This window comes from Streptomyces sp. NPDC057137 (assembly GCF_042670825.1).
Lineage (GTDB): Bacteria > Actinomycetota > Actinomycetes > Streptomycetales > Streptomycetaceae > Streptomyces.
This window is the reverse complement of the sequence record NZ_JBHUUW010000019.1, coordinates 1-24,724: the sequence shown is the minus strand read 5'-3', so window position 1 is coordinate 24,724 and position 24,724 is coordinate 1. Positions and strand designations below refer to the sequence as shown.

General features: G+C 69.8%; 21 protein-coding genes and 1 pseudogene. 12 read left to right on the top strand and 10 right to left on the bottom strand.

The window, feature by feature from the left end; all coding sequences use genetic code 11:
- The first annotated feature begins 152 nt into the window (after nt 1–152).
- From ACFT9I_RS17715 to ACFT9I_RS17700, 4 genes are all read left to right on the top strand, one after another.
- Nucleotides 153–1,478 (top strand): DUF6716 putative glycosyltransferase, encoded by a 1,326-nt coding sequence (locus ACFT9I_RS17715; protein ID WP_382565166.1) that lies wholly within the window; start codon nt 153–155, stop codon nt 1,476–1,478.
- Nucleotides 1,479–1,828: 350 nt separating this feature from the next.
- The gene (locus ACFT9I_RS17710) at nt 1,829–3,049 is read left to right on the top strand and encodes a cytidylyltransferase domain-containing protein (RefSeq protein ID WP_382565319.1); all 1,221 of its coding nucleotides are present in this window, start codon (nt 1,829–1,831) and stop codon (nt 3,047–3,049) included.
- Nucleotides 3,050–3,059: 10 nt separating this feature from the next.
- Entirely contained in the window at nt 3,060–3,989 is a 930-nt protein-coding gene (locus tag ACFT9I_RS17705; RefSeq protein ID WP_382565165.1) for an N-acetylneuraminate synthase family protein, read from the top strand.
- Nucleotides 3,990–3,994: 5 nt separating this feature from the next.
- The gene (locus tag ACFT9I_RS17700) at nt 3,995–5,074 is read left to right on the top strand and encodes a hypothetical protein (protein ID WP_382565164.1); all 1,080 of its coding nucleotides are present in this window, start codon (nt 3,995–3,997) and stop codon (nt 5,072–5,074) included.
- Nucleotides 5,075–5,112: 38 nt separating this feature from the next.
- On the opposite strand, the gene ACFT9I_RS17695 is transcribed toward ACFT9I_RS17700, so the two are convergent.
- The 4 genes from ACFT9I_RS17695 to ACFT9I_RS17680 all read right to left on the bottom strand — a co-directional run bounded on the left by ACFT9I_RS17695 (nt 5,113) and on the right by ACFT9I_RS17680 (nt 9,416).
- Nucleotides 5,113–5,673 (bottom strand): hypothetical protein, encoded by a 561-nt coding sequence (locus ACFT9I_RS17695; protein ID WP_382565162.1) that lies wholly within the window; start codon nt 5,671–5,673, stop codon nt 5,113–5,115.
- Between the two features lie 307 nt (nt 5,674–5,980).
- Nucleotides 5,981–6,640 (bottom strand): hypothetical protein, encoded by a 660-nt coding sequence (locus ACFT9I_RS17690; protein ID WP_382565161.1) that lies wholly within the window; start codon nt 6,638–6,640, stop codon nt 5,981–5,983.
- Nucleotides 6,640–8,958: a hypothetical protein gene (locus ACFT9I_RS17685; protein WP_382565159.1), complete on the bottom strand. Its 2,319-nt coding sequence runs from the start codon at nt 8,956–8,958 to the stop codon at nt 6,640–6,642. Before ACFT9I_RS17685 ends, ACFT9I_RS17690 begins: the two co-directional genes overlap by 1 nt.
- A gap of 41 nt (nt 8,959–8,999) precedes the next feature.
- Complete coding sequence (locus ACFT9I_RS17680; protein WP_382565157.1) at nt 9,000–9,416, bottom strand: hypothetical protein; 417 nt, start codon at nt 9,414–9,416, stop codon at nt 9,000–9,002.
- Between the two features lie 450 nt (nt 9,417–9,866).
- Between ACFT9I_RS17680 and ACFT9I_RS17675 the strand changes: the two genes are divergently transcribed.
- The 8 genes and pseudogenes from ACFT9I_RS17675 to ACFT9I_RS17640 form a co-directional block, all read left to right on the top strand.
- Entirely contained in the window at nt 9,867–11,108 is a 1,242-nt protein-coding gene (locus ACFT9I_RS17675) for an amidohydrolase (RefSeq protein ID WP_382565317.1), read from the top strand.
- Nucleotides 11,109–11,268: 160 nt separating this feature from the next.
- Nucleotides 11,269–12,324 carry a BMP family protein gene (locus ACFT9I_RS17670; protein WP_382565155.1) on the top strand — a complete coding sequence of 352 codons (1,056 nt, stop codon included), beginning with the start codon at nt 11,269–11,271 and terminating at the stop codon, nt 12,322–12,324.
- Nucleotides 12,325–12,550: 226 nt separating this feature from the next.
- The gene (locus tag ACFT9I_RS17665) at nt 12,551–14,080 is read left to right on the top strand and encodes an ABC transporter ATP-binding protein (protein ID WP_382565315.1); all 1,530 of its coding nucleotides are present in this window, start codon (nt 12,551–12,553) and stop codon (nt 14,078–14,080) included.
- A complete protein-coding gene (locus ACFT9I_RS17660) occupies nt 14,077–15,219 on the top strand; it encodes an ABC transporter permease (protein ID WP_382565153.1) in 1,143 nt (380 codons plus the stop codon). The genes ACFT9I_RS17665 and ACFT9I_RS17660 overlap by 4 nt, the downstream gene beginning before the upstream one ends.
- Nucleotides 15,216–16,481, top strand: a complete 1,266-nt coding sequence (locus ACFT9I_RS17655; RefSeq protein ID WP_382565151.1) for an ABC transporter permease — start codon at nt 15,216–15,218, stop codon at nt 16,479–16,481. Before ACFT9I_RS17660 ends, ACFT9I_RS17655 begins: the two co-directional genes overlap by 4 nt.
- Nucleotides 16,478–16,888 carry a cytidine deaminase gene (locus tag ACFT9I_RS17650; protein ID WP_382565149.1) on the top strand — a complete coding sequence of 137 codons (411 nt, stop codon included), beginning with the start codon at nt 16,478–16,480 and terminating at the stop codon, nt 16,886–16,888. The genes ACFT9I_RS17655 and ACFT9I_RS17650 overlap by 4 nt, the downstream gene beginning before the upstream one ends.
- Nucleotides 16,889–16,938: 50 nt before the next feature.
- A complete protein-coding gene (locus ACFT9I_RS17645) occupies nt 16,939–18,216 on the top strand; it encodes a thymidine phosphorylase (protein ID WP_382565147.1) in 1,278 nt (425 codons plus the stop codon).
- A gap of 81 nt (nt 18,217–18,297) precedes the next feature.
- Nucleotides 18,298–18,558: pseudogene (locus tag ACFT9I_RS17640) on the top strand (STAS domain-containing protein); the annotation flags it as partial.
- Nucleotides 18,559–18,644: 86 nt separating this feature from the next.
- Here ACFT9I_RS17640 and ACFT9I_RS17635 read toward each other — a convergent pair.
- From ACFT9I_RS17635 to ACFT9I_RS17610, 6 genes are all read right to left on the bottom strand, one after another.
- On the bottom strand, nt 18,645–19,631 hold the full coding sequence (locus ACFT9I_RS17635; RefSeq protein ID WP_382565145.1) for a sigma-70 family RNA polymerase sigma factor: 987 nt from the start codon (nt 19,629–19,631) through the stop codon (nt 18,645–18,647).
- A gap of 93 nt (nt 19,632–19,724) precedes the next feature.
- The gene (locus ACFT9I_RS17630) at nt 19,725–21,023 is read right to left on the bottom strand and encodes an ABC transporter permease (protein ID WP_382565144.1); all 1,299 of its coding nucleotides are present in this window, start codon (nt 21,021–21,023) and stop codon (nt 19,725–19,727) included.
- Nucleotides 21,017–21,715: an ABC transporter ATP-binding protein gene (locus ACFT9I_RS17625; protein ID WP_382565142.1), complete on the bottom strand. Its 699-nt coding sequence runs from the start codon at nt 21,713–21,715 to the stop codon at nt 21,017–21,019. Before ACFT9I_RS17625 ends, ACFT9I_RS17630 begins: the two co-directional genes overlap by 7 nt.
- A complete protein-coding gene (locus ACFT9I_RS17620; RefSeq protein WP_382565140.1) occupies nt 21,712–23,085 on the bottom strand; it encodes a peptidoglycan-binding protein in 1,374 nt (457 codons plus the stop codon). Before ACFT9I_RS17620 ends, ACFT9I_RS17625 begins: the two co-directional genes overlap by 4 nt.
- Before the next feature lie 26 nt (nt 23,086–23,111).
- Complete coding sequence (locus ACFT9I_RS17615; RefSeq protein ID WP_382565138.1) at nt 23,112–23,693, bottom strand: hypothetical protein; 582 nt, start codon at nt 23,691–23,693, stop codon at nt 23,112–23,114.
- A gap of 22 nt (nt 23,694–23,715) precedes the next feature.
- Nucleotides 23,716–24,663, bottom strand: a complete 948-nt coding sequence (locus tag ACFT9I_RS17610) for a hypothetical protein (protein ID WP_382565136.1) — start codon at nt 24,661–24,663, stop codon at nt 23,716–23,718.
- Nucleotides 24,664–24,724 lie beyond the last annotated feature (61 nt).

The window sequence follows — 24,724 nt, the reverse complement described above, 5'->3', positions numbered from 1 at the left end:
AGGATGCGAGGTGAACGACGGATGGCGGAATGGTTAACCAGGGCCGTTCCCGGGCCGTTCCTGGGCCATTTCGCTCGCTGTCGACCCTCTGTTAACCCTTTATTGCTGTTGCGTTGGGCCGCCAATCGGAATGCCTTCCTAACGTCCAACACGTGCCATCACGTACCAGCAAAGCGGTCCGGGTCGCCGTGCTCGCCGACTCCGACACACGGTGGAAGTGGGGCGCGCTGACCGCGCGCCGCATCGCACCCGACGACCGCGACATCGAGCTCAGCGGCTTCCTGCTGCGCGGACGAGCGACGCCCACCGCCCGTCAGCTGGAGGAGGTGGGAGCCGAGGCCGACGCGCTGCGCGAGATGACCGGGACGGAGTTCCTGGACGTCCTGCGCGAGGAGACGTACGACGTCGTCGTCCTCGCCCTGGTCGGCGGCGCCGTCCAGGCGATGCTGCACGGGATATCCGCGCTGGACCTGCCCGACCGGCCGGCCCTCGTCACCGGCTACGTCGGCGTCGTCTACGAGAAGCTGTCCGACGGACTCCTGCTGCGCCACGGCGCGGACATCGTCCTCGCCAACTCCCGCCACGACGCCCAGCGTTTCCGCGCGGTGTACGAGGGCGTGGGCGCCGGGTCCGACTCCGTGACCGAGGCCGCGCTGCCCTTCCTCGGCGGTGCGCGCTACACCCCCGAAGAGGGCAGGGACACGGTCGTCTTCGCGGCCCAGCCGTCCGTCCCGCTGACCCGCGCCGACCGCGCGTACCTGCTGCGGCGGCTGATCGAGCACGCGAGACTGCACCCGCGCCGCGAGGTCCTGCTCAAGCTGCGCAGCCGCGTGGGGGAGCAGACCACGCACGTCGAGGAGTTCCCGTACCAGCGCCTCGCCGAGAAGGTACCCGGCGGCCTGCCGCCCAACTTCCGCCTGGTGTACGGGAACATGGGCGAGGTCCTGGACGGCACCGACCTGCTCGTCACCGTCTCCTCCACCGCCGCGCTGGAGTCCCTGCACCGGCGGATCCCCACCGCGATCCTCACCGACCTCGGGATCCGCGAACCGCTCGGCAACCACCACTTCATCGGCTCCGGCTGCCTCGCCTCCTGGGACCAACTCGACGGCGGGCAGCGGCCGAAGGCCGACGCCGTCTGGGCGGACCGGCAGGGCGTCGCCGCCGACGGCAGCTACGCCTCCGCGTTCGACTCGGCCCGCGAGCGTGTCGCGAAGCTGCTCGCCGACGGCCAACTGCCGCCGATCACCCCGTACTACACGGCGACCACCGCGCCCGGCTATCTGCCGGGCCTCCTCGCCCGCTACCACCTGGCGCCCGACGGCCACCCGCTGACGGCGTCCAGCCGCACCACGGCGGCCGGCGCGACCGGCGTCCGCCGCGTGGTCCGCGACACCGTCCGCGCGGCGGCCCGCGGCGCCTACCGCCACGGCGTCCAGCGCGTGGCCCCGGTGATCCGCCGGATGGGCGACCTGTGACGCCGCCCCCGCCGGGCACGAGCGCGGCGAGCGGCGAGTCGGCGACCGGCGTCTCCGCCGCTGCGGCGGCAGCGGGCGGCGTGCCTGCGGGCTCCGCGCCCGGGCCGCACGACGCGCAGGCAGCCGGGACTGCCGCGAGCGGCGAGCCCTCGTCGGCGGCCGACAGGTCGGTGTCCGCCGACCGCGCGACCTCCGTACCCAACCCCGGCCCTCGCGTACGCCGTCGGCCCCTCCCGGCCGACGTACTCGCCGGTTACGGCTGGTCCGGCTGGGCCGAGCACACGCCGCCCGGCGCGGCGGCCGGTCACCCGGCGCAGCAACAGCACGCAGTGAACCAAGGAGACCCGTCCATGACCGTCCTCGCCGTGATCCCCGCCCGCGGTGGATCCAAGGGCGTCCCCGCCAAGAACCTCGCCCAGGTCGGCGGTGTCCCGCTCGTCGTACGCGCCGTGCTCGCCTGCCGGGCCGCCCGGCAGGTGACCGACGTCGTCGTCTCCACGGACGACTCGGCCATCGCCGACGCCGCCCGCGCCGCCGGCGCCGAGGTCGTCCTGCGCCCGGCCGCCATCGCGGGCGACACCGCGACCAGCGAGGCCGCCGTCCTGCACGCGATGGACGCCTACGGCGCGATGCGCGGCACCGCGCACCGCACCGACGTGGTCCTGCTCGTGCAGTGCACCAGCCCCTTCATCACCCCCGGCGACCTCGACGGCGTCGTGTCCGCCGTCACCGAGGGCGGCGCCGACAGCGCGCTGACCGTCGCGCCGACCCACGGCTTCATCTGGCGCTCCGAGAACGACGGCTTCGGCGTCAACCACGACAAGTCGAACCGGCCCCGCAGGCAGGACCGCCCCCAGGAGTTCCTGGAGACCGGCGCCGCCTACGCGATGCGCGCCGACGGCTTCCGCGAGGCCGGACACCGATTCTTCGGGCGCACCGAACTGGTGAGCACCGACCCCGAGCGCGTGCTGGAGATCGACGACCCGCACGACCTGGAGCGGGCCCGCGCCCTCGCGCCGCTCCTGGACACCCCCGCGCTCCCCGGCCGCGCCGACATCGACGCGGTCGTCCTGGACTTCGACGGCACCCAGACCGACGACCGGGTGCTCGTCGACTCGGAGGGCCGCGAGACCGTCGCCGTACACCGCGGTGACGGCCTCGGTATCGCCGCCCTCCGCCGCGCCGGCCTGGAACTGCTCATCCTCTCCACCGAGCAGAACCCGGTCGTCGCCGCACGCGCCCGCAAGCTGCGCGTGCCGGTGCTCCACGGCATCGACCGCAAGGACCTCGCACTGAAGCAGTGGTGCGACGAGCACGGAGTCACACCCGAGCGGGTGCTGTACGTCGGCAACGACGTCAACGACCTTCCGTGCTTCGCGCTCGCGGGCTGGCCGGTGGCCGTCGCGAGCGCACACGACGCGGTGCGCGCGGCGGCGCGCGCCGTCACGACGACCCCCGGCGGCGCCGGCGCGATCCGCGAGATCGCCACCTGGCTCCTCGGTCCAGGTCTGGACGTCAACACCCCCGCGAATCCCCACGACAGCGCCCCCACTGATATCTCGACCAGCTAAGGACCTCCTGATGAGCACCAACTCCCGTCTGCGCACGCTCGGTACCCGTACCGCCGGACCCGGCCGCCCCGTCTACGTGACCGGTGAGATCGGCATCAACCACAACGGCGACATCGACAACGCGCTCGCGCTGATCGACGCCGCCGCCGAGGCCGGCTGCGACGCCGTCAAGTTCCAGAAGCGCACCCCGGAGATCTGCACCCCGCGCGACCAGTGGGACATCGAGCGGGACACCCCCTGGGGCCGCATGACGTACATCGACTACCGCCACCGCGTGGAGTTCGGCGAGGCCGAGTACGCCACGATCGACGCGCACTGCAAGAAGCGCGGCATCGACTGGTTCGCCTCCCCGTGGGACACCGAGGCCGTCGCGTTCCTGGAGAAGTTCGACGTGCCCGCCCACAAGGTGGCCTCCGCGTCCCTCACCGACGACGAGCTGCTGCGCTCCCTGCGCGCCACCGGCCGTACCGTCATCCTCTCCACGGGCATGTCGACGCCGAAGCAGATCCGCCACGCGGTCGAGGTGCTGGGCAGCGAGAACATCCTTCTCTGCCACGCCACTTCGACGTACCCGGCCAAGGCCGAGGAGCTGAACCTGCGGGTCATCAACACCCTCCAGGCCGAGTTCCCGAACGTGCCGATCGGCTACAGCGGCCACGAGACCGGTCTCCAGACCACCCTCGCCGCCGTCGCCCTCGGCGCCGCCTTCGTCGAGCGTCACATCACCCTCGACCGCGCCATGTGGGGCTCCGACCAGGCCGCCTCCGTCGAGCCGCAGGGCCTCACCCGCCTCGTCCGCGACATCCGCACCATCGAGGCCTCCCTCGGTGACGGCGTCAAGAAGGTGTACGAGTCGGAGCTGGGCCCGATGAAGAAGCTCCGCCGTGTCACCGGTGTCGTCGCCGAGGCCGCGGACGGCGCACAGCCCGTGGCGGTCTGACAGCCATGAGCCGTCCCTCCGGAGTGCGCGGCCCAGCAGCCGGGTCGCCTCGTGCCATCGCGTTCGTGGAGAGCCCGGTCCAACTCCTGAACGTGCTGGAGTGGGCGCGGGCGAGCGTGACCGGTGAGGAACTCACCGTCGTCGTCCTGTCGCCCACCGATCCCATGTCACGCGGCCAGCTCCGGCGGATGGCCGAGCTGGCCCGCGACGCGGGCTTCACCGTGCGCTGGCAGGAGGCCCGCGGCGGCGCGAGCGCGCCGCTGCGGACGATACGGGAGCTGGCTCCGCTGCTGCGCAAGGCGGAGCGGATCGTCATCGGCGACCCGTTCTCCCGCTACGTACAGCTGTTGCTGACCCTCGTCAGCAGCAAGGAGCTGACCGTCGTGGACGACGGGACGGCGACGATGGAGTTCATCGCGCAACTCGTGCACGGTGAACCGCTGGTGCGCTGGCACCGGCGCGGCGGCAGGCGCGGGCCGCGCGAGCTGGTGCTCGCGCCGGTCTCCGCCGTCGCGCGGCGCCGGCTCACGCCCTCGCGCACCCGCAGCGTCGAGGTCTTCACCTCGATGCCCGTGGAGGCGCCGCCGGGCATCACGGTCACGGCCAACACGTTCGAGTGGACCAAGGCCACCTTCGGGCCGCCCCGGATCTCCAAGGGCGCCGACATGGTGGGCACCTCGCTCGTCGAGACGGGCGTGGTCGACCTGGAGCAGTACGTGACGGCGGTCGGCTCGCTCGCCCGCAGCCACGGCGCGACGCGGTACTTCGCGCACCGCAGGGAGAGCGTGGAGAAGCTGCACCGGCTCGCCACGGAGACGGGTCTGGAGATCGTACGGCCCGATCTCCCGCTGGAGCTGATCGCCCGGCGCGGCCCGATCGGGTCGACCGTCCTCAGCTTCCCGTCGACGGTCGTGCACACCCTGCCGCTCGCGCTCGCCGGTACGGGCGTGCGGGTGGCCGTGTGGGACATCGCCCCGGAGTGGCTGAAGGACAACGCCTCGCCGCGCGCGCACGGCTTCCTGTCCGGTGTCACGGGTACGGCCAGGGACGTCCACAGGCTGCCGAGGCTGTCCGCCCCCGCGTGACGAGACGGGCGGGCGGCCCTGCGGGCCGCCCGCTGTGGCTATGACGCCGGGATGAGCGACGGCTTGGGTTTCAGTCCGGCGTTGTTGTCGCAGTCGAGCTGCTTTGCCATAGCCAGGGCGAAGGAGTGGGCGAGGGTGGCGTAGGCGTTCTTGAGCGGTCGCACATCCCCCTCGGCCTCCGTGGGCAGTGCCCATGATTGCGCCCAGACACTGACACGGTCGGGCGATGCGAGAGGCTTGTCCTTCGGCGAGCAAGGGAACGTGACGAACGCGGAGTCGTGAGCCGCACCGGCTTTCTCGCTCATGGGAAGCCTGGTGAACTTCCGGGCGGTGTCTTCCTTCGGAGGGGTGCTGCTCAGTCTCCAGACGATGCGAATCTCAGCGGCCGGGCCACTGGATTCGGGACGCGGAAAAATGCTGCAAACCTCTCCGGTTCCGGAGCCCATGGGTGCGGCCACTCCGGTCAACTCCCCGGCTGCGGCGGCGACGGCGGATTCCCCGCCGGTGGGAGCGAACAAGGCCGCACCGGTGATGACGTCGAGTGCTCCGACCGCGGCCTTGTTCACGGCTCCCACGGCGCACAGTTTGTCGGCCGTCACGGAGACGTCAGCGTCATAGAGCCGGCCACTGCCGCGCACAGGAGCCTGTGCGTCCTCGTGCGGGTGATCACCATCAGGTTCCTTCTGTGTCGATTCGGTCGGGGGACAGTCTCAGGACGTTTCGGGGTCCGGGGCCCCGCCATGCCCAGGCAACAAAATCGCCCCGACCACCCAACCAAGGGCATGGGCAAGCCCCGGTAAGTGGTGGAGCAGACCTTCGCCCCGCTCCACCACTTCAAACGCCCCGCCGTCCGCCGGGAACGCCGCACCGAACTCCACGACGTCGTTGTCTCCCTCGCCTGCAGCCTTATCCGCTGAGGAGTTGTGCGGGCACAGTCGGGTTGTCGGTGCAGGCCAGTTCGTCCACCAGGGTGCGCGCGAACGTGGACAGCAAGGCCTCGCGCTGCTCGACCGGCAGCCCGGAATCGATCACCGTCATCTGGAGGGGCAGCCCCGCCTGCTGCCCTGACGGAGCGCCGGGCACACCGCACGCGACGAGGAGCCTCATGATCGGCTGTCCCGTCCCCGACTCGACGAAGACGTGGTCGTTCAACCGTCGCCAAGTCTTGGCGTACTTCGGCTCGCTCATCAAATCGTCCGTGAGTACGGACCACGCGACCGACGCCTCGATCACAAACGCGCCATCGCCCTCGGCCGGGATGTCGATGCGGCAGGCACTGTTTGCGTTGTGCAGCAGATCGCCCTCGGACCACTCCTCGGCCTCACGGCTCAGTGCCGCCGCCAGGTCCCCGGGGGCGTGCCGTGCGAGGGCGGCCTCCTCACCTCCGCCCACGGAGTCGACCGCCTTGCGGACGTTCTCCGCGCCCAGGAACTGCTCACACACCTGGAGGCTCTTGGAAACAGGCGCCTCCTTCTCGGTCCCGGAACCGTCCGAGCACCCGGCCAGCACCAGGGCACCCAGAACGACGCCGGACATCATGGACGCCGGGAGTACGCGCTTCGTCATCATTTGACCTTCATCGGCTGGCGTGCCGCTGCTACACCGTTGTTGTAGTACGTCTCGGTATCGGCCAAGAGATAGCGCTTCTCCTGCTGCGTCATTCCCACGGAGTCGGCGTAGTGGAACATGGCGCCGGTGGCACTGACCTTGCCCTGCGAGCCGTTCGCATCAATGCTGGCGAGTGCTTCGTCGTTGTTGTTGTACTCGGCGTCCTTGAGGTACTGCAGCGTGTCGGTGCCGTACTGCGTGCTCACGGCGCCGCCCACCGTCTCCATCACCAGCGGCACCGCGGTCGCGGCGACGATACCCGCGGCAGGCCCGAGCACAACCGCCGATCCGACTCCCACCACGCCCGCCACGGCGCCGCTGACCCCGTACTTACGCCATTCCCCGCTCTTCTCCATCTCCAGGTTCTTCGCGTCCGCGTCGCCTTTGAACTCCTCAGCGATTCCGATGCTGCGCGACTCGTCGAGGATGCCGTGCACCTTGGTCGCGTTTCCACCGAACGTCAGCGCATCGTCCTTGTTGTCCCCGAACGACCGGAGTCCGCTGGCCTCGTACATCTGCTGAGCGGAGCTCAGCGTCCGGTAGCCCTCGTCGTCCGCGGCGACCGAGGCCATGAACCTGAGTGCCGCATCCCCTCCGAAATCGGTCCTTGCGGATCCGTCACTGCTCGTCGCGAACAGACCGTCACGCCCCGCTTCGTCTCCGTAACCGCCGAAGTTGTAAGTCGAGTAGTTCAGGTCGTCGATGTAGGCGGCGCCCATGCGCGCGAGGCTGTCCTTCATCGGCTCGTGCCGGTCACGCAGTTCGGAGTCCCCGCCGTAGCTGTCGATGACCTCCTTCATGATGCCCGCCGTGACCTCGTCCCGCTTCAGGGTGGGCGAGGGATCGTCCCAGGCATGTCCGGTGGTCGCTGCCTCCAGGGCCTTCCCGAGCGCGTCAGGCATGTACTTCATGGACCTCTCCTGGTCATCGCGGTCATGACCCACGATGTCGAAGAACGGGTCGTAGTCCTCATTCTGGAAGAAGTCCAGGTAGTTGGTGATCGTCTCCCCGTCCTTGTTCTTGCCCAGGTCGGCGGTGCCACCCTTCGGGGTGCCGTCCTCGTTGTAGGCGGTGGGATCGGCGGAGAAGAACTCCTTCGCGGCCTCCGGGCTGTGCCCCAGGGCCTCCATCATGCTGATCACCGGGTCGTAGCCCGAACCGTTGACACCCGAGGGGTTCAGCGGATTCTCGGGCCCGCCGGGCAGCCCCTTCGACCCGTAGAAGAAGCCGTGGTCCTTCTGCCGCAGCTGGATCACGTGCTCGGCGATGGGGTTGAGGAACTTGGGGTCGTAGTTCCCGTACCGCATGATCCCGCCGAGCAGTTGGTAGCCGTACGGCCCGCTGTTGTCGTACTTGGCCAGCGGAATGCGTTCCGTACCCATCTTGCGGAGCTCCGGGCCCCACTCCGCGGTGAAAGCCTTGTCGTGGGAGGCGGTGGCCAGGTTGAGCCCCAGGTTCTTCTGGAGTTCCTGGATGTCCTTGAGCCGACCCTTGTCGACCCGGCCGGAGCGGTAGGTGTCCGTGGAGAGCTGGCCGAAGAACGAGAGGGACTTCTCCGGGCCGAGCTTTTCGTAGAAGTTCTTCGAGAACTCCACGGACCTGCTGTTGTCCGCCAGCAGTTCGTTGAGAGCCTGGAGTTCGGTGTGGGTGAGGTCACGGCCCTTGCCGGCCAGGGCGGCGGCCCGCGCGGCCTCTTCCTGGTCCAGCTTCCTGTACGTCGGCCCGCTGAAGTCCTTGCGGTCGGTGACGTTGGCCTCAAGGGCGTTCTTGAACGCCACGTCGGTGTCGTCGCAGTTGTCGACAATGCGGTCGATCTTCGCCTGCCAGGCGGCGATGTTCTGCTTCTCCCGCTGGAGAGTCTCCTGGTAGCCCGGGTCATGGGCGCGCTGATACGGCGTGAGCTCCTGGATCGAGTTCCGGGCGGTGACCTTGCCCTTGGCGTCCACGTGGATACCGGCCGCCGGCCCTTCGTGATCGCGGATGCTCAGCAGGTCGTCCCTGGCCTTCTTGATGGCCGCGTATCCGTCGTCAAGGATCTGCATCACGCCCCTGGCCTCGGCCGCCGCGTCCTTGAACTCCTTGGCCGTCTTGGCGATGAACTCTTTGGTGACGCCCGCGTTCACGCCCTCCCACGCGGCCTTGTCCGCCCTGGCCCTCATGCCGTCCCAGGCGTCCGGCGCCAGCCGGTCCAGCCTGGCCGTCATCTTCGTCCAACCGTCGGCGGCGGCCTTCAGCTTCGCTACCGGGGCGTTGATGATGTCCTCGTACGTCAGCATGCCGAACGTCCCCCCCCCCGTCGTTCCTCGCGTGTGGTGTGTTACTTCATGTAGTCCGTCAGTGCCGAGATGGGGGCGATGTCACCCTCGATCGTCACCTCGTCCTTGGCATGCTGCGCCTTGGTGAAGTCCAGATGGTTCGAGATCCGCGCGCAGGCGTCCAACAGTGTCTTGAGGTGGGTCTGCCACCGGTCGTTCACCTTGAGCAGCGCGGAACCACTGGTGAACTGCCCGTTGGTCAGCGCGATCGCCGCGTCGTGAGTGGCGGGACGCGCGTGGTCGCCGTCCTTGGAGAGCCGGACTCGCAGCTCGTACGCGTCGTTCCCGATACGGCCGAGATCATCCCGGTTGACGACGATATTTCCGCCGCCTCCCTCGGCCGGAAGGCTGTTGAGCTGCATCGAGTGACGCTGGGCCGCCGCGTCACGGAGCTGGGCCCATTCCTCGTCGAACGACATGAAATCCCCCGTTCCCGTATCGACCGCCCCTCGAACCGGACCGGCCACGCGCCCACACAGTGTATCGGCCCCGTCACCGACAAGTGCCTTGGGTTGGGCGGCAGTTGGCATCGGCGCCCGGTCGGCGGGTGCGCGGTGCTCCGTGTGTGGGGGGCCGGGGTGCACACCGGAGGGGGGAGCCCGCTCCGTACGACCTCGGGGGAGCCAGGCCCGTACGCGGCGCGGACCGGCCACACAGAGGCGTACGCCCGCCAGGCGAGAGGTGTCCGGATTCTGGACGGATTCAACACTCTCCGTCACCATCCCGCGACGGATGGGCGAGCTTACCCGCCACGGCGTTGCGTCACTCGCCTACCGGCCCACTTTCTTACGCCTTTCGGGCTGAAGATTTGTTGATCGTCGGGCAGTTGCCCCCTCCGGGGGCCTACCCTTCAACAGGTGAACCAGTTGATGTCCCGCGAGTCCGAAGCCGACCTCTCCGGTGAGCCCAGCGCGGCCGCGCTGCCCGGCACGCTGCCCGAAACGCTGCGTACCGAGCTGATCGCCTTCCGCAGAGACATGCACATGCACCCGGAGCTGGGCAACCAGGAGTTCCGTACCACCGCCGCGCTCAAGCACCGCCTGGAGGCGGCCGGCCTCGCGCCGCAGGTACTCAACACCGGCACCGGACTCTTCTGCGACATCGGCGTTTCCGAGGGGGCCGCGCCCGCCCGGCCCATGCTCGCCCTGCGCGCGGACATCGACGCCCTGCCCATCCCGGACACCAAGGCCGGTGTGGCCTACCGCTCCACCGTGCCCGACCGCGCGCACGCCTGCGGCCACGACGTGCACACCACCGCCGTCCTCGGCGCCGGCCTGGTCCTGGCCGAACTCGCCCGCGAGGGGCTGCTGCCCAACCCGGTCCGGCTGATCTTCCAGCCCGCCGAGGAGGTGCTGCCCGGCGGCGCGCTCGACGCGATCGAGTCCGGTGTCCTGGAGGGCGTCGGCCGGATCATCGCGGTGCACTGCGACCCGCGCGTGGACGTCGGCACCATCGGCCTGCGCACCGGCCCGATCACCTCCGCCTGCGACCGGCTGGAGGTCTCCCTCGACGGCCCCGGCGGCCACACCGCCCGCCCGCACCTGACCACCGACCTGGTCACCGCCGCCGCGAAGGTCGCCACCGAGGTGCCCGCGCTCCTGGCCCGCCGCGTCGACGCCCGGTCCGGGCTCGCGCTCACCTGGGGCCGTATCGCCGCCGGCCACGCCTGCAACGTCATCCCGCAGCATGCCGAACTGTCCGGCACCGTCCGCTGCCTGGACCTGAAGTCCTGGCGCGAGGCACCGGACCTGGTGCACGCCGCGATCGACGAGATCTCCGCGCTCTACCACGCCAAGTCGCAGATCAACTATGTGCGCGGGGTGCCGCCGGTCGTCAACGACCTGGTGACGGCCGAGCTGCTGCGCGACGCGCAGACCGCGCGCCGCGGCGCCCAGTCGATCGAGGACACCGAGCAGAGCCTCGGCGGCGAGGACTTCTCCTGGTATCTGGAGCAGGTCCCCGGCGCGATGGCGCGGCTGGGCGTACGGACTCCGGGGGACACCTCCCGGCGTGATCTGCACCGGGGAGACTTCGACGCGGACGAACGGGCGATTCAGGTCGGTGTGGAGCTTTTCACCGCCGCCGCGCTGATCGACGGCGACCGTTCGTAACCGGCCGTGCCCCTTCTCGTAATCGGACGTGGCGGGTCCTGTTCGCGACGATCCGATAACAGCTTCCGTACGGGTCTTTAACTGACATCTACGCGCGTTACGATCGCCGCGAAACCAGCGCCGGAAGAGGCGCCCTAGGTCGCTTTTGAAGGAGCCTCCCTTGCGCCGGATCACCAGGATCGCAACCGTAGGCGTCGCATCCGCGGCGCTTGCGCTCACCGCCACCGCGTGTGGCAACACCTCCTCATCGGACGCCGCGTCCGACTCGAAGGAGAAGAGCGTCGCCATCGCGTACGACATCGGTGGCCGCGGTGACCAGTCCTTCAACGACGCCGCGTACGCGGGTCTGGTGAAGGCCGAGAAGGACCTCAAGGTCAAGGGCAACGACGCCGAGCCGTCCGACGGCGAGGCCGACGCGGACAAGATCCAGCGTCTGACCGAGCTGGCCCGCTCGGGCAACAACCCGGTGATCGGTGTGGGCTTCGCCTACGCGCCGGCCATCAAGAAGGTCGCCCCGAAGTTCCCGAAGACGACCTTCGGCATCATCGACGACTCGTCGGTGACCGGTAAGAACATCGCCAACATGGTCTTCAACGAGGAGCAGGGCTCCTACCTCGCCGGTGTCGCCGCGGCCAAGACCACCAAGTCCAAGACCGTCGGTTTCATCGGTGGCGTCGAGACCCCGCTGATCAAGAAGTTCGAGGCGGGCTACGCGCAGGGCGTCAAGGACACCGACCCGTCGGTGAAGGTGCTCTCGCAGTATCTGACCCAGCCGCCGAACTTCGAAGGCTTCTCCAAGCCCGACCTGGGCAAGGCCGCCGCCCAGGGCCAGCTCGACAAGAAGGCCGACGTGATCTACGCGGCGGCCGGTCTGGCCGGCTCCGGCTCGATCGAGGCGGTCTCGGCCGCGGGCGCCGGAAAGTGGAGCATCGGCGTCGACTCCGACCAGTACCAGCAGGCCGGTCTCGCCCAGTACAAGGACAGCATCCTGACCTCGGCCACCAAGGATGTCTCCGACGCGGTGTACAACCTGATCAAGTCGGTCGCCGACGGCAAGCCGCAGAACGGTGAGATCCGGTACGGCCTGGACAAGGAAGGTGTCGGCCTCACCGACACCAACCCGGCCTACGTCAAGATGACCGACGTGACCGCCGCCGTGGACAAGGCCCGGCAGGACATCATCGACGGCAAGATCACCGTCAAGACCGCTCCGTAGCACCGAGGGCCCGGAGCGACGGCGCGAGCCGCCGCTCCGGGCTCCGGTCACCGGAACCGGCCCCCTTCTCCCCAAGATCTACGCTCACGATTCGGCAGCGCTACGCGTGTAGACGCCCCTCCGGCGCGATAGCTTCACCCCCGCCCTGCCCTCCGCCCCGCCTCCGGTCCTTTCCGGCCAAGGAGAGTGCGTCATCAACGCGTCCAGCAGTCCGCCCGCCGTAGAACTGCACGGCATCACCAAGCGGTTCCCCGGCGTCGTCGCCAACCACGACATCGGCATCACCATCACCAAGGGCACCGTGCACGCCCTCGTCGGCGAGAACGGTGCCGGCAAGTCGACCCTGATGAAGATCCTTTACGGCATGCAGAAGCCGGACGAGGGGACCATCACCATCGACGGCCACCAGGTCACCTTCAACAGCCCGGCCGACGCCATCGCGCGCGGCATCGGCATGGTGCACCAGCACTTCATGCTGGCCGACAATCTGACCGTCCTGGAGAACGTCGTCCTCGGGGGCGAGAAGCTGTACGGGATCGGGCAGGGGGCGCGTAACAAGATCAACGAGATCTCGGAGGCGTACGGCCTCGGAGTCCGCCCCGACGCCTACGTCGAAGACCTCGGTGTCGCCGACCGCCAGCGCGTGGAGATCCTCAAGGTCCTCTACCGGGGCGCCCGCATCCTCATCCTCGACGAGCCCACCGCGGTCCTCGTCCCGCAGGAGGTCGACGCGCTCTTCGACAACCTGCGTGAGCTCAAGGCCGAGGGCCTCACCGTCATCTTCATCTCGCACAAGCTGGGTGAGGTGCTGTCCGTCGCCGACGACATCACCGTCATCCGGCGCGGTACGACCGTGGGCACGGCCGACCCCGCCGACACCAGCACCAAACAGCTCGCCGAGCTGATGGTCGGCAGCGAACTCCCCTCGCCCCAGACCCGCGAGTCGACCGTCACCGACGTGCCGGTTCTTGACGTCGCGGACCTGCGGCTGACCGCCACCGACTCCGACGGTGTCGTACGCGAGGTCCTGTCCGAGATCGGCTTCACCATCCACCGCGGCGAGGTCCTGGGCATCGCGGGCGTCGAGGGCAACGGCCAGACCGAGCTGATCGAGACGCTGATGGGTCTGCGCGACCCGGACGGCGGCGTGGTCACCCTCGACACCGCCGACATCTCGCACGCGCCCACCCGTGAGCGCCGCGAGAGCGGCATCGGCTACATCCCCGAGGACCGGCACCGGCACGGACTGCTGCTGGAGTCGCCGCTGTGGGAGAACCGCATCCTCGGCCATGTCACCGAGCGCCCCAACAGCCGGCGCGGACTCCTCGACCCCAAGGCCGCCCGCGCCGACACCCGGCGCATCGTGGTCGAGTACGACGTCCGTACGCCCGGCATCGACGTCACGGCCTCGTCCCTCTCCGGCGGCAACCAGCAGAAGCTGATCGTCGGCCGCGAGATGAGCCACCTCCCGAAGCTGCTGATCGCCGCCCACCCCACACGCGGCGTCGACGTCGGCGCGCAGGCCCAGATCTGGGACCAGATCAAGGCCGCGCGCAGCGACGGGCTCGCGGTGCTGCTGATCTCCGCCGACCTGGACGAGCTGATCGGGCTCTCCGACACCCTGCGCGTGATGTACCGCGGCAGGCTCGTCGCCGACGCGGATCCCGCCACCATCACCCCGGAGGAGCTGGGCACCGCCATGACCGGCGCCGCGACCGGCCATCTTGAGGCAGCCCCGGAGGACGAGGACCGATGAAGAAGTTCGACAAGGACCGGCTGATCCTGGGCCTGGCCGGCCCGGTGCTCGCCCTGGTCGTCGCCATCGTCCTCACCACGGTGGTGCTGCTCGCCTCGGGCACCAACCCGTGGGAGCCGTACCGGATCATGTTCGAGTCGGCGAGCTACGTCGACGTTCAGGTCCTGATCGTCAACCAGGCCGGTACGTACTATCTCGCCGCACTCGCCGTCGCCGTCGGCTTCCGGATGAACCTCTTCAACATCGGGGTCGACGGCCAGTACCGCCTCGCCGCGATGATGGCGGCGCTCGTCGGTGCCAGCGTGAATCTGCCCGGACCGTTCCAGATCGCCCTCATCGTCATCACGGCGATGCTCGTCGGCGCCCTCTGGTCCGGCATCGCGGGCATCCTCAAGACCACACGCGGGGTGAGCGAGGTCGTCTCCACGATCATGCTCAACTCGATCGCCACCAGCCTCGTCGCCTGGCTGATCCTGCCGAAGAACTTCGGTGAGCAGCCCCCCGGCTCCAACAACCTGACGACCGGCGAGATCCCGGAGTCCGGCTGGTTCCCCGGACTGTCCATGGGCGCCGAGGCCGGTGAGATCTACGGCTTCACCTTCGTCGCCGCGCTCTGCGGTGTCATCTACTGGTTCGTCCTCGGCCGCACCCGCTTCGGCTTCGACCTGCGCGCCACCGGCGCCAGCGAGAGCGCCGCGCAGGCGTCCGGCGTCGACGCCAAGAAGATGATCCTCACCTCGATGCTGATCTCCGGCGCGGTCGCGGGCCTGGTCGGTATGCCGACCCTGCTGGGCGACAGCCACACCTACAGCCTCGACTTCCCGACCGGCCTCGGCTTCACCGGTATCACGATCGCGCTGCTGGGCCGCAACCATCCGCTCGGCATCGCGTTCAGCGCGCTGCTGATCGCCTTCCTCGACAAGTCGTCCGCCTCCCTCGACCAGTTCGGGTACGAGAAGGAGATCGCGACGATCATGCAGGGCCTGATCGTGATCTCGGTCGTGGTCAGTTACGAACTGGTCCGCCGCTACGGGCTCCGCCGCCAACAGCGCAAGGTCGGCGAAGAACTCGCGGCCGGCGGCGCGATCCAGACCGACGCCGATGCCGATTCCACGAGTGACAAGGGGGCTGCCCTGTGAGTACCAGCACCGTTACCGCAGCGAGTGCGGCTCCCAAGAAGGGCGGCGGCCGGCGCAAGCTCACCCTGCCCGTCATTCTGCTGATCATCGCCGGCGGACTGGCCCTGATCTCGCTGGTCCGGCTGATCAGCGGCGCCGAGGACATCACCTCCGTGGGACAGGTGGCCGGCGCGCTCGAACTCGCCGTACCCATCGGGCTCGCCGGACTCGGCGGCCTGTGGGCCGAACGGGCGGGTGTCATCAACATCGGGCTCGAAGGGATGATGGTCCTCGGCACCTGGTTCGGCGCCTGGGCCGGATTCCAGTGGGGCCCCTGGGTCGGTGTGCTGTTCGGCATACTGGGCGGGGCGCTCGGCGGCCTGCTGCACGCGATCGTCACCGTCACCTTCGGCGTCAACCACATCGTCTCCGGTGTGGCCATCAACATCCTCGCCGTCGGCGTCACCCGCTACCTCTCCAACTTCACCTTCGCCAACGAACCGGGCGGCTCCTCCAAGCAGTCCCCACGCATCGACTCGATCACCGAGATCACCATTCCAGGACTCGCCGACGGGCTGGCAGATCTCCAACAGAAACACTGGTTCCTGATCTCCGACATCGCCGGAGTGCTCGGCGGTCTGGTGACGGGCCTGTCCCTGCTGACGATCGTCGCCCTGCTGCTGATTCCGGGCACCTGGTGGGTGCTGTGGCGTACGTCCTTCGGACTGCGGCTGCGCTCCTGCGGCGAGAACCCGATCGCCGCCGAGACGCTCGGCGTGAACGTCTACAAGTACAAGTACATCGCCGTCACCGTCTCCGGCGGACTCGCGGGACTCGGCGGCGCCTTCCTGGCGATCGTCGCCACCGGCATCTACCAGGAGAACCAGACCGGCGGACGCGGCTACATCGGCCTCGCCGCGATGATCTTCGGCAACTGGATGCCGGGCGGCATGGCGATGGGCGCCGGTCTGTTCGGCTTCACCGACAGCCTCAAGCTGCGCGGCGGCGCCGAGAACGTGCACGCGATGCTGCTTCTGCTGGCGATCCTGCTGGTGCTCGTCGTGGGCTGGCAGCTCTACAAGCGCAAGTACCTCACCGCCGCGATCTCGGCGGCCGTCTCCGCGCTGCTGTTCACCTGGTACGCCCTGACGGACCAGGTCCCCAGCCAGTTCGTGGACGCCGCCCCGTACGTGACGACGCTGCTCGTCCTCGCACTGTCCGCGCAACGGCTACGGATGCCCAAGGCGAACGGCATGACCTATCGAAGAGGCCAGGGCACATGACGGACCCCGACGCCGGAGGCGGCGACGTCGACTGGGAGACCCTGCGCTCGGCGGCCCGGGACGCCATGTCCCGTGCGTACGCGCCGTATTCGGGGTACCCGGTCGGCGCCGCCGCCCTGGCGGACGACGGCCGCACCGTCACCGGCTGCAACGTGGAGAACGCCTCGTACGGCCTCGGCCTGTGCGCCGAGTGCGGGCTCGTCTCCACGCTGCACGCCACGGGCGGCGGCCGGCTCACGCACTTCACCTGCGTGGACGGCGCGGGCGTGCTCCTGGTGCCGTGCGGCCGGTGCCGTCAGCTGCTGTACGAGTTCGGCGGCCCCGGGCTGCTTCTCGACACCCCGGCGGGGGTTCTCCCGCTCTCCGAGATGCTGCCCCAGGCCTTCGGCCCGCAGCACCTCGCGTAGCACGTAACTCGTCACACGTAACACCCACTCGCACGGCTGTGAGGAACCCCATGGACGTCATCTCCGTCATCCGCACCAAGCGGGACCGCGGTGAGCTGAGCCCCGAGCAGATCGACTGGGTCATCGACGCCTACACGCGCGGTGACGTCGCCGACGAGCAGATGTCGGCCCTCGCCATGGCGATCCTGCTGAACGGCATGAACCGCACGGAGATCGCCCGCTGGACCGCCGCCATGATCGCCTCCGGCGAGCGCATGGACTTCTCGTCGCTCTCCCGCCCCACCGCCGACAAGCACTCCACGGGCGGCGTCGGCGACAAGATCACACTGCCGCTCGCCCCGCTGGTCGCCGCGTGCGGCGCGGCCGTTCCGCAGCTCAGCGGGCGCGGCCTCGGCCACACCGGCGGCACGCTCGACAAGCTGGAGTCCATCCCCGGCTGGCGGGCCCGGATCTCCAACACGGAGATGCTGGACGTCCTGGAGTCCACCGGCGCCGTGATCTGCGCCGCCGGTGACGGGCTGGCTCCGGCCGACAAGAAGCTGTACGCGCTCCGCGACGTCACCGGCACCGTCGAGGCGATCCCGCTCATCGCCTCCTCGATCATGTCCAAGAAGATCGCCGAGGGCACCGGCTCACTGGTCCTGGACGTCAAGGTCGGCTCCGGCGCCTTCATGAAGACCGTCGAGGACGCGCGCGAACTGGCCGCCACGATGGTCGGCCTCGGCACCGACCACGGTGTACGCACCGTGGCGCTGCTCACCGACATGGCCACCCCGCTCGGTCTCACCGCGGGCAACGCCCTGGAGGTACGCGAGTCGGTCGAGGTCCTCGCGGGCGGCGGCCCGGCCGACGTGGTCGAGCTGACGCTGGCCCTGGCCCGCGAGATGCTCGACGCGGCGGGTCTGCCGGACACCGACCCGGCCAAGGCGCTGGCCGACGGCTCGGCCATGGACGTCTGGCGCCGGATGATCGCGGCGCAGGGCGGCGACCCGGACGCGGCGCTCCCGGTGGCGCGCGAGCGCCAGGTGATCACCGCGCCGTCCTCCGGGGTGCTGACCCGGCTCGACGCGTACGACATCGGCGTCGCCGCCTGGCGCCTGGGCGCGGGCCGCGCCCGCAAGGAGGACGTGGTGCAGGCGGGCGCGGGCGTCGAACTGCACGCCAAGCCGGGGGACACCGTGACGGCGGGGCAGCCGCTGCTCACGCTGCACACAGACACCCCGGAGAAGTTCGACTACGCGCTGGAGCCGCTGACGGCGGCGTACGACATCGCTCCGGCCGGGACGGCGTTCACGGCGCCCCCGATCGTGCTGGACCGCATCGGCTGACGGACCGGTCGCCCACCGACCGGTCACCGACGGACCGTGTTCGGGGGACCCCGATGAGTTCCGGCGCGCGCGCCGGTCTCAATGGGTGTGGAAGCCACCAAGACGATCCTCCTCGCCCTGCGCGGACCGATCACCGCGGCCGATGTCCCTCAGCTCTGCGACCAGTTGGCCGCACGGCTGAGGGCCAGCGACGCCACCGACGCGATCTGCGACGTCGGCGCACTCGGCCGGCCGACCGTGGCCACCGTGAACGCCCTCGCCAGACTGCAACTCGTCGCCCGCAGACGCGGATGCCGGATCCGGCTGCGGGGCGCGGGGCCCGAGCTGCTTCTGCTGCTGGACCTCGTCGGCCTGACGGACATCGTCCGGCCCGACGAGGCCCGCGGCGGCCCGGTCGAAACGGGCCCCGATCCTCCCAGGCGTCCTTCCTACGCGTCCTTCTCCAGGCGGGCCGGGAGGTCGAACAGCGGGAACCACCGTTCCGTGTCGAGGAACGAGGTGATGCCCGTGACCTTGCCCTCCTCGATCTCGATGACCATGAGCGCCCACGGCACATACCCGTCGCCGTCCGGGCTCGGGTGGTAGTGCGCGAACGCGGGCGTGCCGTTGGCGACCGTCGGCACCAGCCGGGAACCGCGGCAGACCTCGCCGACACCGAGCATCCAGCCCACGATGTCGTCGTGCCCGCGCAGCCACAGGTCGTACGGGGGCATGGAGAGCGTCGCGTCCTCATGGAGGAGCGCGGTCAGCGCCTTCATGTCATAGCCCTCGAACGCGGCCACATACCGCTCCAGGAGCGCCTTCTGCTCCTCGTCGAGCGGGTCCGACGCGTCGGTCGAAGCCGGTTCCGACTCGGCGATCGTCGCGCGGGCCCGCTGGAGCGCGCTGTTGACCGACGCGACCGTCGTCTCCAGCAGCTCGGCGACCTCGCTCGCCTTCCACGCCAGCACCTCGCGCAGGATCAGCACCGCGCGCTGCTTCGGCGGCAGATGCTGGAGCGCGGCGACGAAGGCGAGCCGGATCGTCTCCCGCTCCACCGCCGTCTCCGCCGGGTCGACCACCGAAGGCAGCACGCGGCCGTCGGGGACCGGCTCCAGCCAGGTGACCTCCGGACGTGAGTTCAGCTTCGCCTGGGACACCGGGGTCGCCTCCGTGAGATCCATCGGCCGGGCCCGTCGATTGCCCGCGTTCAGCATGTCGAGGCACACGTTCGTCGCGATGCGGTAGAGCCACGAGCGCAGCGACGACCGGCCCTCGAACTTCTCGAAGCTCCGCCAGGCACGGACCATCGTGTCCTGCACGGCGTCCTCGGCCTCGAAGGCGGAGCCCAGCATCCGGTAGCAGTAGCCGGTCAGCTCCGTCCGGTGTTTCTCCAGCCGGGAGTCAAGATCCTGCGTCGTAGCTGTATCACTCATCGATGGTCACCCCAGTAGCCCCCTTGGAACCCAGTCCTTCGGAAGCTACCGCAGCCCACTGACAATCGGCGCGCTCCGGGGAAAACTGCCTGGTCAACGACGCAGCGCTGCGACGGGCTGGACACGGCTCGCCCGCCAGGCCGGGTAGAGACCGGCCAGCAGCCCGGTGGCGAGGCCCACGCCGGGGGCGGAGGTCACGGTGCCCGGGTGGATGACCGGTGTCCAGTCCCGGAGAACGGCGACGACGACGACGCCCAGCACCCCGAGCGCCGAGCCGACGAGCCCGCCCAGGGTCCCCAACACCGAGGACTCACAGAGGAACTGGACGCTGATGTGCCGCGCTCTCGCGCCGAGAGTCCGGCGCAGCCCTATCTCCCCGGTGCGCTCCATCACCGACACCAGCGTGGTGTTGGCGATCCCCACGGCACCGATCACCAGACAGACACCGGCGAGCAGCAGGAAGAGGTCGTCCAGGTCGTTCGTCACCTCGGTGCGCAGCGATCTCGGGTCCGGAGGCGGTACGGCCTCGAAGTAGTCGGGGTGGGCCGGGTCGAGAGCGAGTGGGATCTCCGACGCGACCTGATTCGCGGCCCCGAGGTCGGTGGCGACCAGCATCTTCGCGCTGCCTCTGGGCGGACCCCAGATGTCGAGGGACGCCTTCGGGGGCACCACGACCGACAACAGCAGCTCCGGCTCACGCTGTACGTCGTCGATGATGCCCACGACGCTGAACGCCTCGTCGCCCAGGAAGACCGCCGGCCGTGTTTCGAGCGTGGTGATGCCCAGCCGTGCCGCCGTCGCCGACCCGAGTACCGCGACCCGCTGGCCCGACGAGTCGTGCCAGTCGTCGAAGAGGCGCCCCTCCGCGACGGAGGGACGGGCCGCCTCCAGGACTCCCGGTGAGGCGGCGACCACCTGGATCCGTCCGCCGTTGTCCGCGGCGTGGACCGGTGCCGTACGAACGGTGTCCCGCGCGGGCAGTTGGACGGTCCAGTACACCCCCGCGTCCCGGACTCCGTTCAGCCCTTCGACGCGCCGGCCGGCGTCCGGCGGAAACGCGAGCTCCACGAACTCCGTTCTCTCGCGGGACACGTCCTCGACCGAGACCTCGGTGGCCATCAGCGAGTTGAACCGGCTGTCGATCTGGGACGACGCGGTCGCGGTGATGCCGAGCACGGCCACGAACGTGCCGACTCCCAGGACCGTACCCACCGAGGTGAGAACGGAACGGGCGGGGCGCTGTGTGATGCCGGCCAGGCTCTCGCCCACCACATCGACGAAGGACAACCGCGAGGGCTCCACCACGCGGTCGGCACGCCGGAACAGCCGTGCGCGCCGGAACAGCCCGGCGCGCCGGAAGGACAGCCGTGCCGCGCGTGTCCGCCTCAGCATGTGACCGCCTGCTCGGTCATGCGTCCGTCCCGGATCTCCAGGGTGCGACCGCCCCGCCGCGCGACCGCCGCGTCGTGCGTGATGACCACCAGCGTCAGACCGGCCCCGTTCAACTCGTCGAGGAGGGAGAGAATCGATGAAGCGGTGGCGGTGTCCAGGTTCCCGGTCGGCTCGTCGCACAGCAGCAGGGACGGCTCGCCGACCAGTGCGCGCGCTATGGCCACGCGCTGTTTCTCCCCGCCGGACAGAGTGGTGGGCAGCGCGTCCATCCGGTGTTCCAGGCCGACGCGCGCGAGTGCCTCCCGCGCGCTCGCCACCCGTTCCGCGCGCTTCTTCTTCCGGTAGACGAGCGCCAGCGCCACGTTCTCCACCGCCGTCCGGTAGTTCAGCAGGTGGAAGGATTGGAAGACGAAACCGATGCGCCGCCCGCGAAGAGCCGTACGGTCCACGTCACCGAGGACGCCCGTGTCCAGTCCGTCGAGCAGATACGTACCGCACGTCCGCGTGTCCAGCAGACCCACCAGGTTGAGGAAGGTGGACTTCCCGGCGCCCGACGGACCGGTGACCGTCACGAAGTCGCCGCGGCGCACGGTGAGATCGCAGGGATGAAGGGCCTCGACCGGGGGCGGTCCGGGGTACGTGAGGCCGACGCCGCGCAGTTCGACCACCGGTGGTGGCGGGTGCTCACTCATCGATCACGCGTCCCCGGGTCGGCGGCGCCCCGGACTCCGACGACGACACGCCACCCCTCGGCGAGACGCTGTCCCGGCGCCGGGCGCACCTCCACGTAACCGTCGCCCGACGTGCCGGTGGTCACCCGTACGCGTCGCTGACCCTCGCCGGGCGTGACCACGGTGACGGTGGTCCTGCCGTCCGCCCCCGCCGAGACGGCGGACACGGGCACGACCAGCGCCTTGCTTCCGGTGGACGCGGCCTCGATCGTCAGCCGGACGTCCTGTCCGGCGAAGTCGGAGCGCAGGGCCTTGGCGGGCTTCACGACGACCGGGTAGCCGCGCTCACCCGTGGCCGCGTCGGCGGCGCCGTCACCCGGGGCCTCCGTGCTCTCCGTCTCCATGACGTCCGCGACCGAGGTCACCGTCCCGGACGCCACCGCACCGGTGGACTCGGACAGGATCTCGACCGGCTGCTCCGTCTGGACCAGGCCCTTCTGGTGCGGCTGGAGCATGCCGTTGACGACCAGTCGTCCCGCTGACAGGACCATCGCCGCCCCGGAGGCCTTGGCCCCGACACGCGTGTTCACGCCGGCCACCCGGCCCGGAAAGCTCTTGAGGAAGACCAGTTCGGACGCGGGAACCATGGGGCCGGACGCGGTCTCGATCTCGTCGCGGCGCTCCTGGGCCTTGGCGAGATCCTCCGTGGCACGTGTGCGTCGTACGGAAGGGGCCGTGTCCGGAAGGTCCTCCAGCGCCCTGCGGGCCGCGGTCACCTCGTCGCCCGCCTGTTCCACGGTGAGTCCGCTGTCGGGCCGGGCCGCCAGGGGTGTGTGGCCGACGGATTCGTACAGCGCCGATACCGCCGTCTTGGTGCGCGGGCCGAAGTACCCCGCCTCGTCGCCGGCCGTGCTGTGGCCCAAGGAGGCGAGCGCGGACTGGAGTTGGGCCACGTCGTCGCCCTTGCCGCCGGGCTTGAGGTCCCGGTACATGGGGAGTGAACCCTCCAGTGCGATGACGGGACGGCCCGACACCTCCAGCAGCACCTGCCCGGCCTTGACCGGCCGGCCCGCCTTCACCGGGAGCCGGGTGACGACCGCGGTCCCCTCCGGCCCGCCTTCGGCCGACACCTCGACCGACTGCTCGGCCGTGACCGTGCCGCGAAGGATCACGGAGTCCTTGAGGACCCGGTACTCCACCGGGGCGGTCAGCAGACTCGCCGGCGGCGGCGCCGCGTCGGCCACCGCCTGGGCGGGCGAGCGGATCGTCCCGGCGGCCAGGACTCCGGCCGCCGTCAGCAGCGCCGCCGCCGCGGCCGTACCCATCACCCATCTGCGTCTGCGGATGAACACGGCTCCCCGGGGCGCCGGTTCAGCGGCTGTTTCCGTCATTTCTCCACCCGTTCCGGCTGTTGGCGTCACTGGCCCGCGAGTCCCAGACGCAGTCCGTCACGCAGATCCGCCGGTGCCTGCGAGAGCAACGCCCCACGGCTCACGCACTGCTGCCGGACCGAGGCCTCCTGAGGATTCGCGGAACAGCCCGACTCCGTATATCCACGGGACGCGTCCGCGGTCGCCTGTGAGACGCGGCGCAGGGTTCCGAACCCCTTGTCGCCGTCGATCTCGTCGAGAGCCGTCCGGGCGACGGAACCGATCGATCGCGCCGCGTCGAGACAGGTCTCGGTGAACAACTCGGCCGCGTTCGGCCGGCAGGGCGACGTCGTGCCCTCCCCGTACGTGGCGAGATGGACGTCGAGCTGCTCGCTCACGAGGTCCTTCACCCGCTCCGCCTCCACCTGACCGTCGTTCGGGCTCTCGGCGGGTGAAGGTGCCGCGGTATTCGGCCGGGTCCGGTCCGTGGCCCCGGCGGCGGGCCGGTCGCCGGGCTCGTCGGCCTCGGTGCAGCCCGAGGTGAGCGAGAGGCAGAGCGCCGCGGCGACGATCCACGCCGGCGCGGTCCGCCGGTGGGAGAGCTGACCGAATTTGATGACTTTACCCATTCCTACCCTTACGACTTCGCTCTTACGACTTCGCTATTTCTTCCGAGGCTCTGCGCACGAGTGCGTCGAACGACGTCCCGTCCTGAGCCAGGACTTCCTCGTTACGCGCGATGAGCGTCTCCTGGATCTCGGACTCGACGGCGAACCAGATCCCGACGAGATTCACCGAGTCCTTGCACTTCACATCCGCCTTGGCGGCGGACAGTTCGGCGGGTGAAGGGGCCTCGCCCGTGAGTCGGTCGAGTGCGTCCAGCGGGGTCTTGTAGGTGTGTCCGGCGCGTCCCATGCACGCGGACCACTCCTGGAGCGCCTTCCTCACCTGAGCGTTCTCCTGCGAACGCGCGAAACTGACGTTGTTGATCTTCTCAGCCATCCGCTGGCGGGGCTCGATCTTCAGCCGGCGCTGAGCCTCCCCCGAACACCCGCCGGGCGGTATCTCCTTGCCGGCCACCTTGTCACCCGGCCGGACACCGGTGGCGGGGTCCTGATCGCCGATGAAGACCTTGTTCTCCGCCTCCGACATCGGCGGAATCTCAGGGGGCGGCTGCGGGCCACCGCCACCGTCCTGCGGCAGGTGGAAGCCGTTCACAGCCGCGGACGAAGCACTGGAAACCCCGTACCGGCGGGCCCTGTTCGCCCCGTTCTCCCCGGAGTCCAGCGTCTCCTGGCTGGGCGCGGGCGGCTCGTACCGGAATCCGAACCCGGCCATGCACTCCCTGATCAGCTCACCCGAGGCGGCGACGATCCGGGCGTCCTCGCCCACCTTCGGGAGGTACTTCTCTATCGGGAACACGGGAATGTCGGAAGCCGCGACCACCGCCGGATCCGCCACCGTCAGCCGGTCGGGAACCGCCAACGCCTCTTCTTCGGAACGCGGGTTGCCCCCGTCGTCCTCCGACGCTCCGCAGCCGGCCAGCAGCACCGCGCAGACGAGGGCGGAGGAAACACGCACGAACTTGCTGTACTTCATGATCGGAACCCGACCTTTCCCAGGGTGTTCGGAATCGGCCCCGGCGCGCGATTCCAGGAAT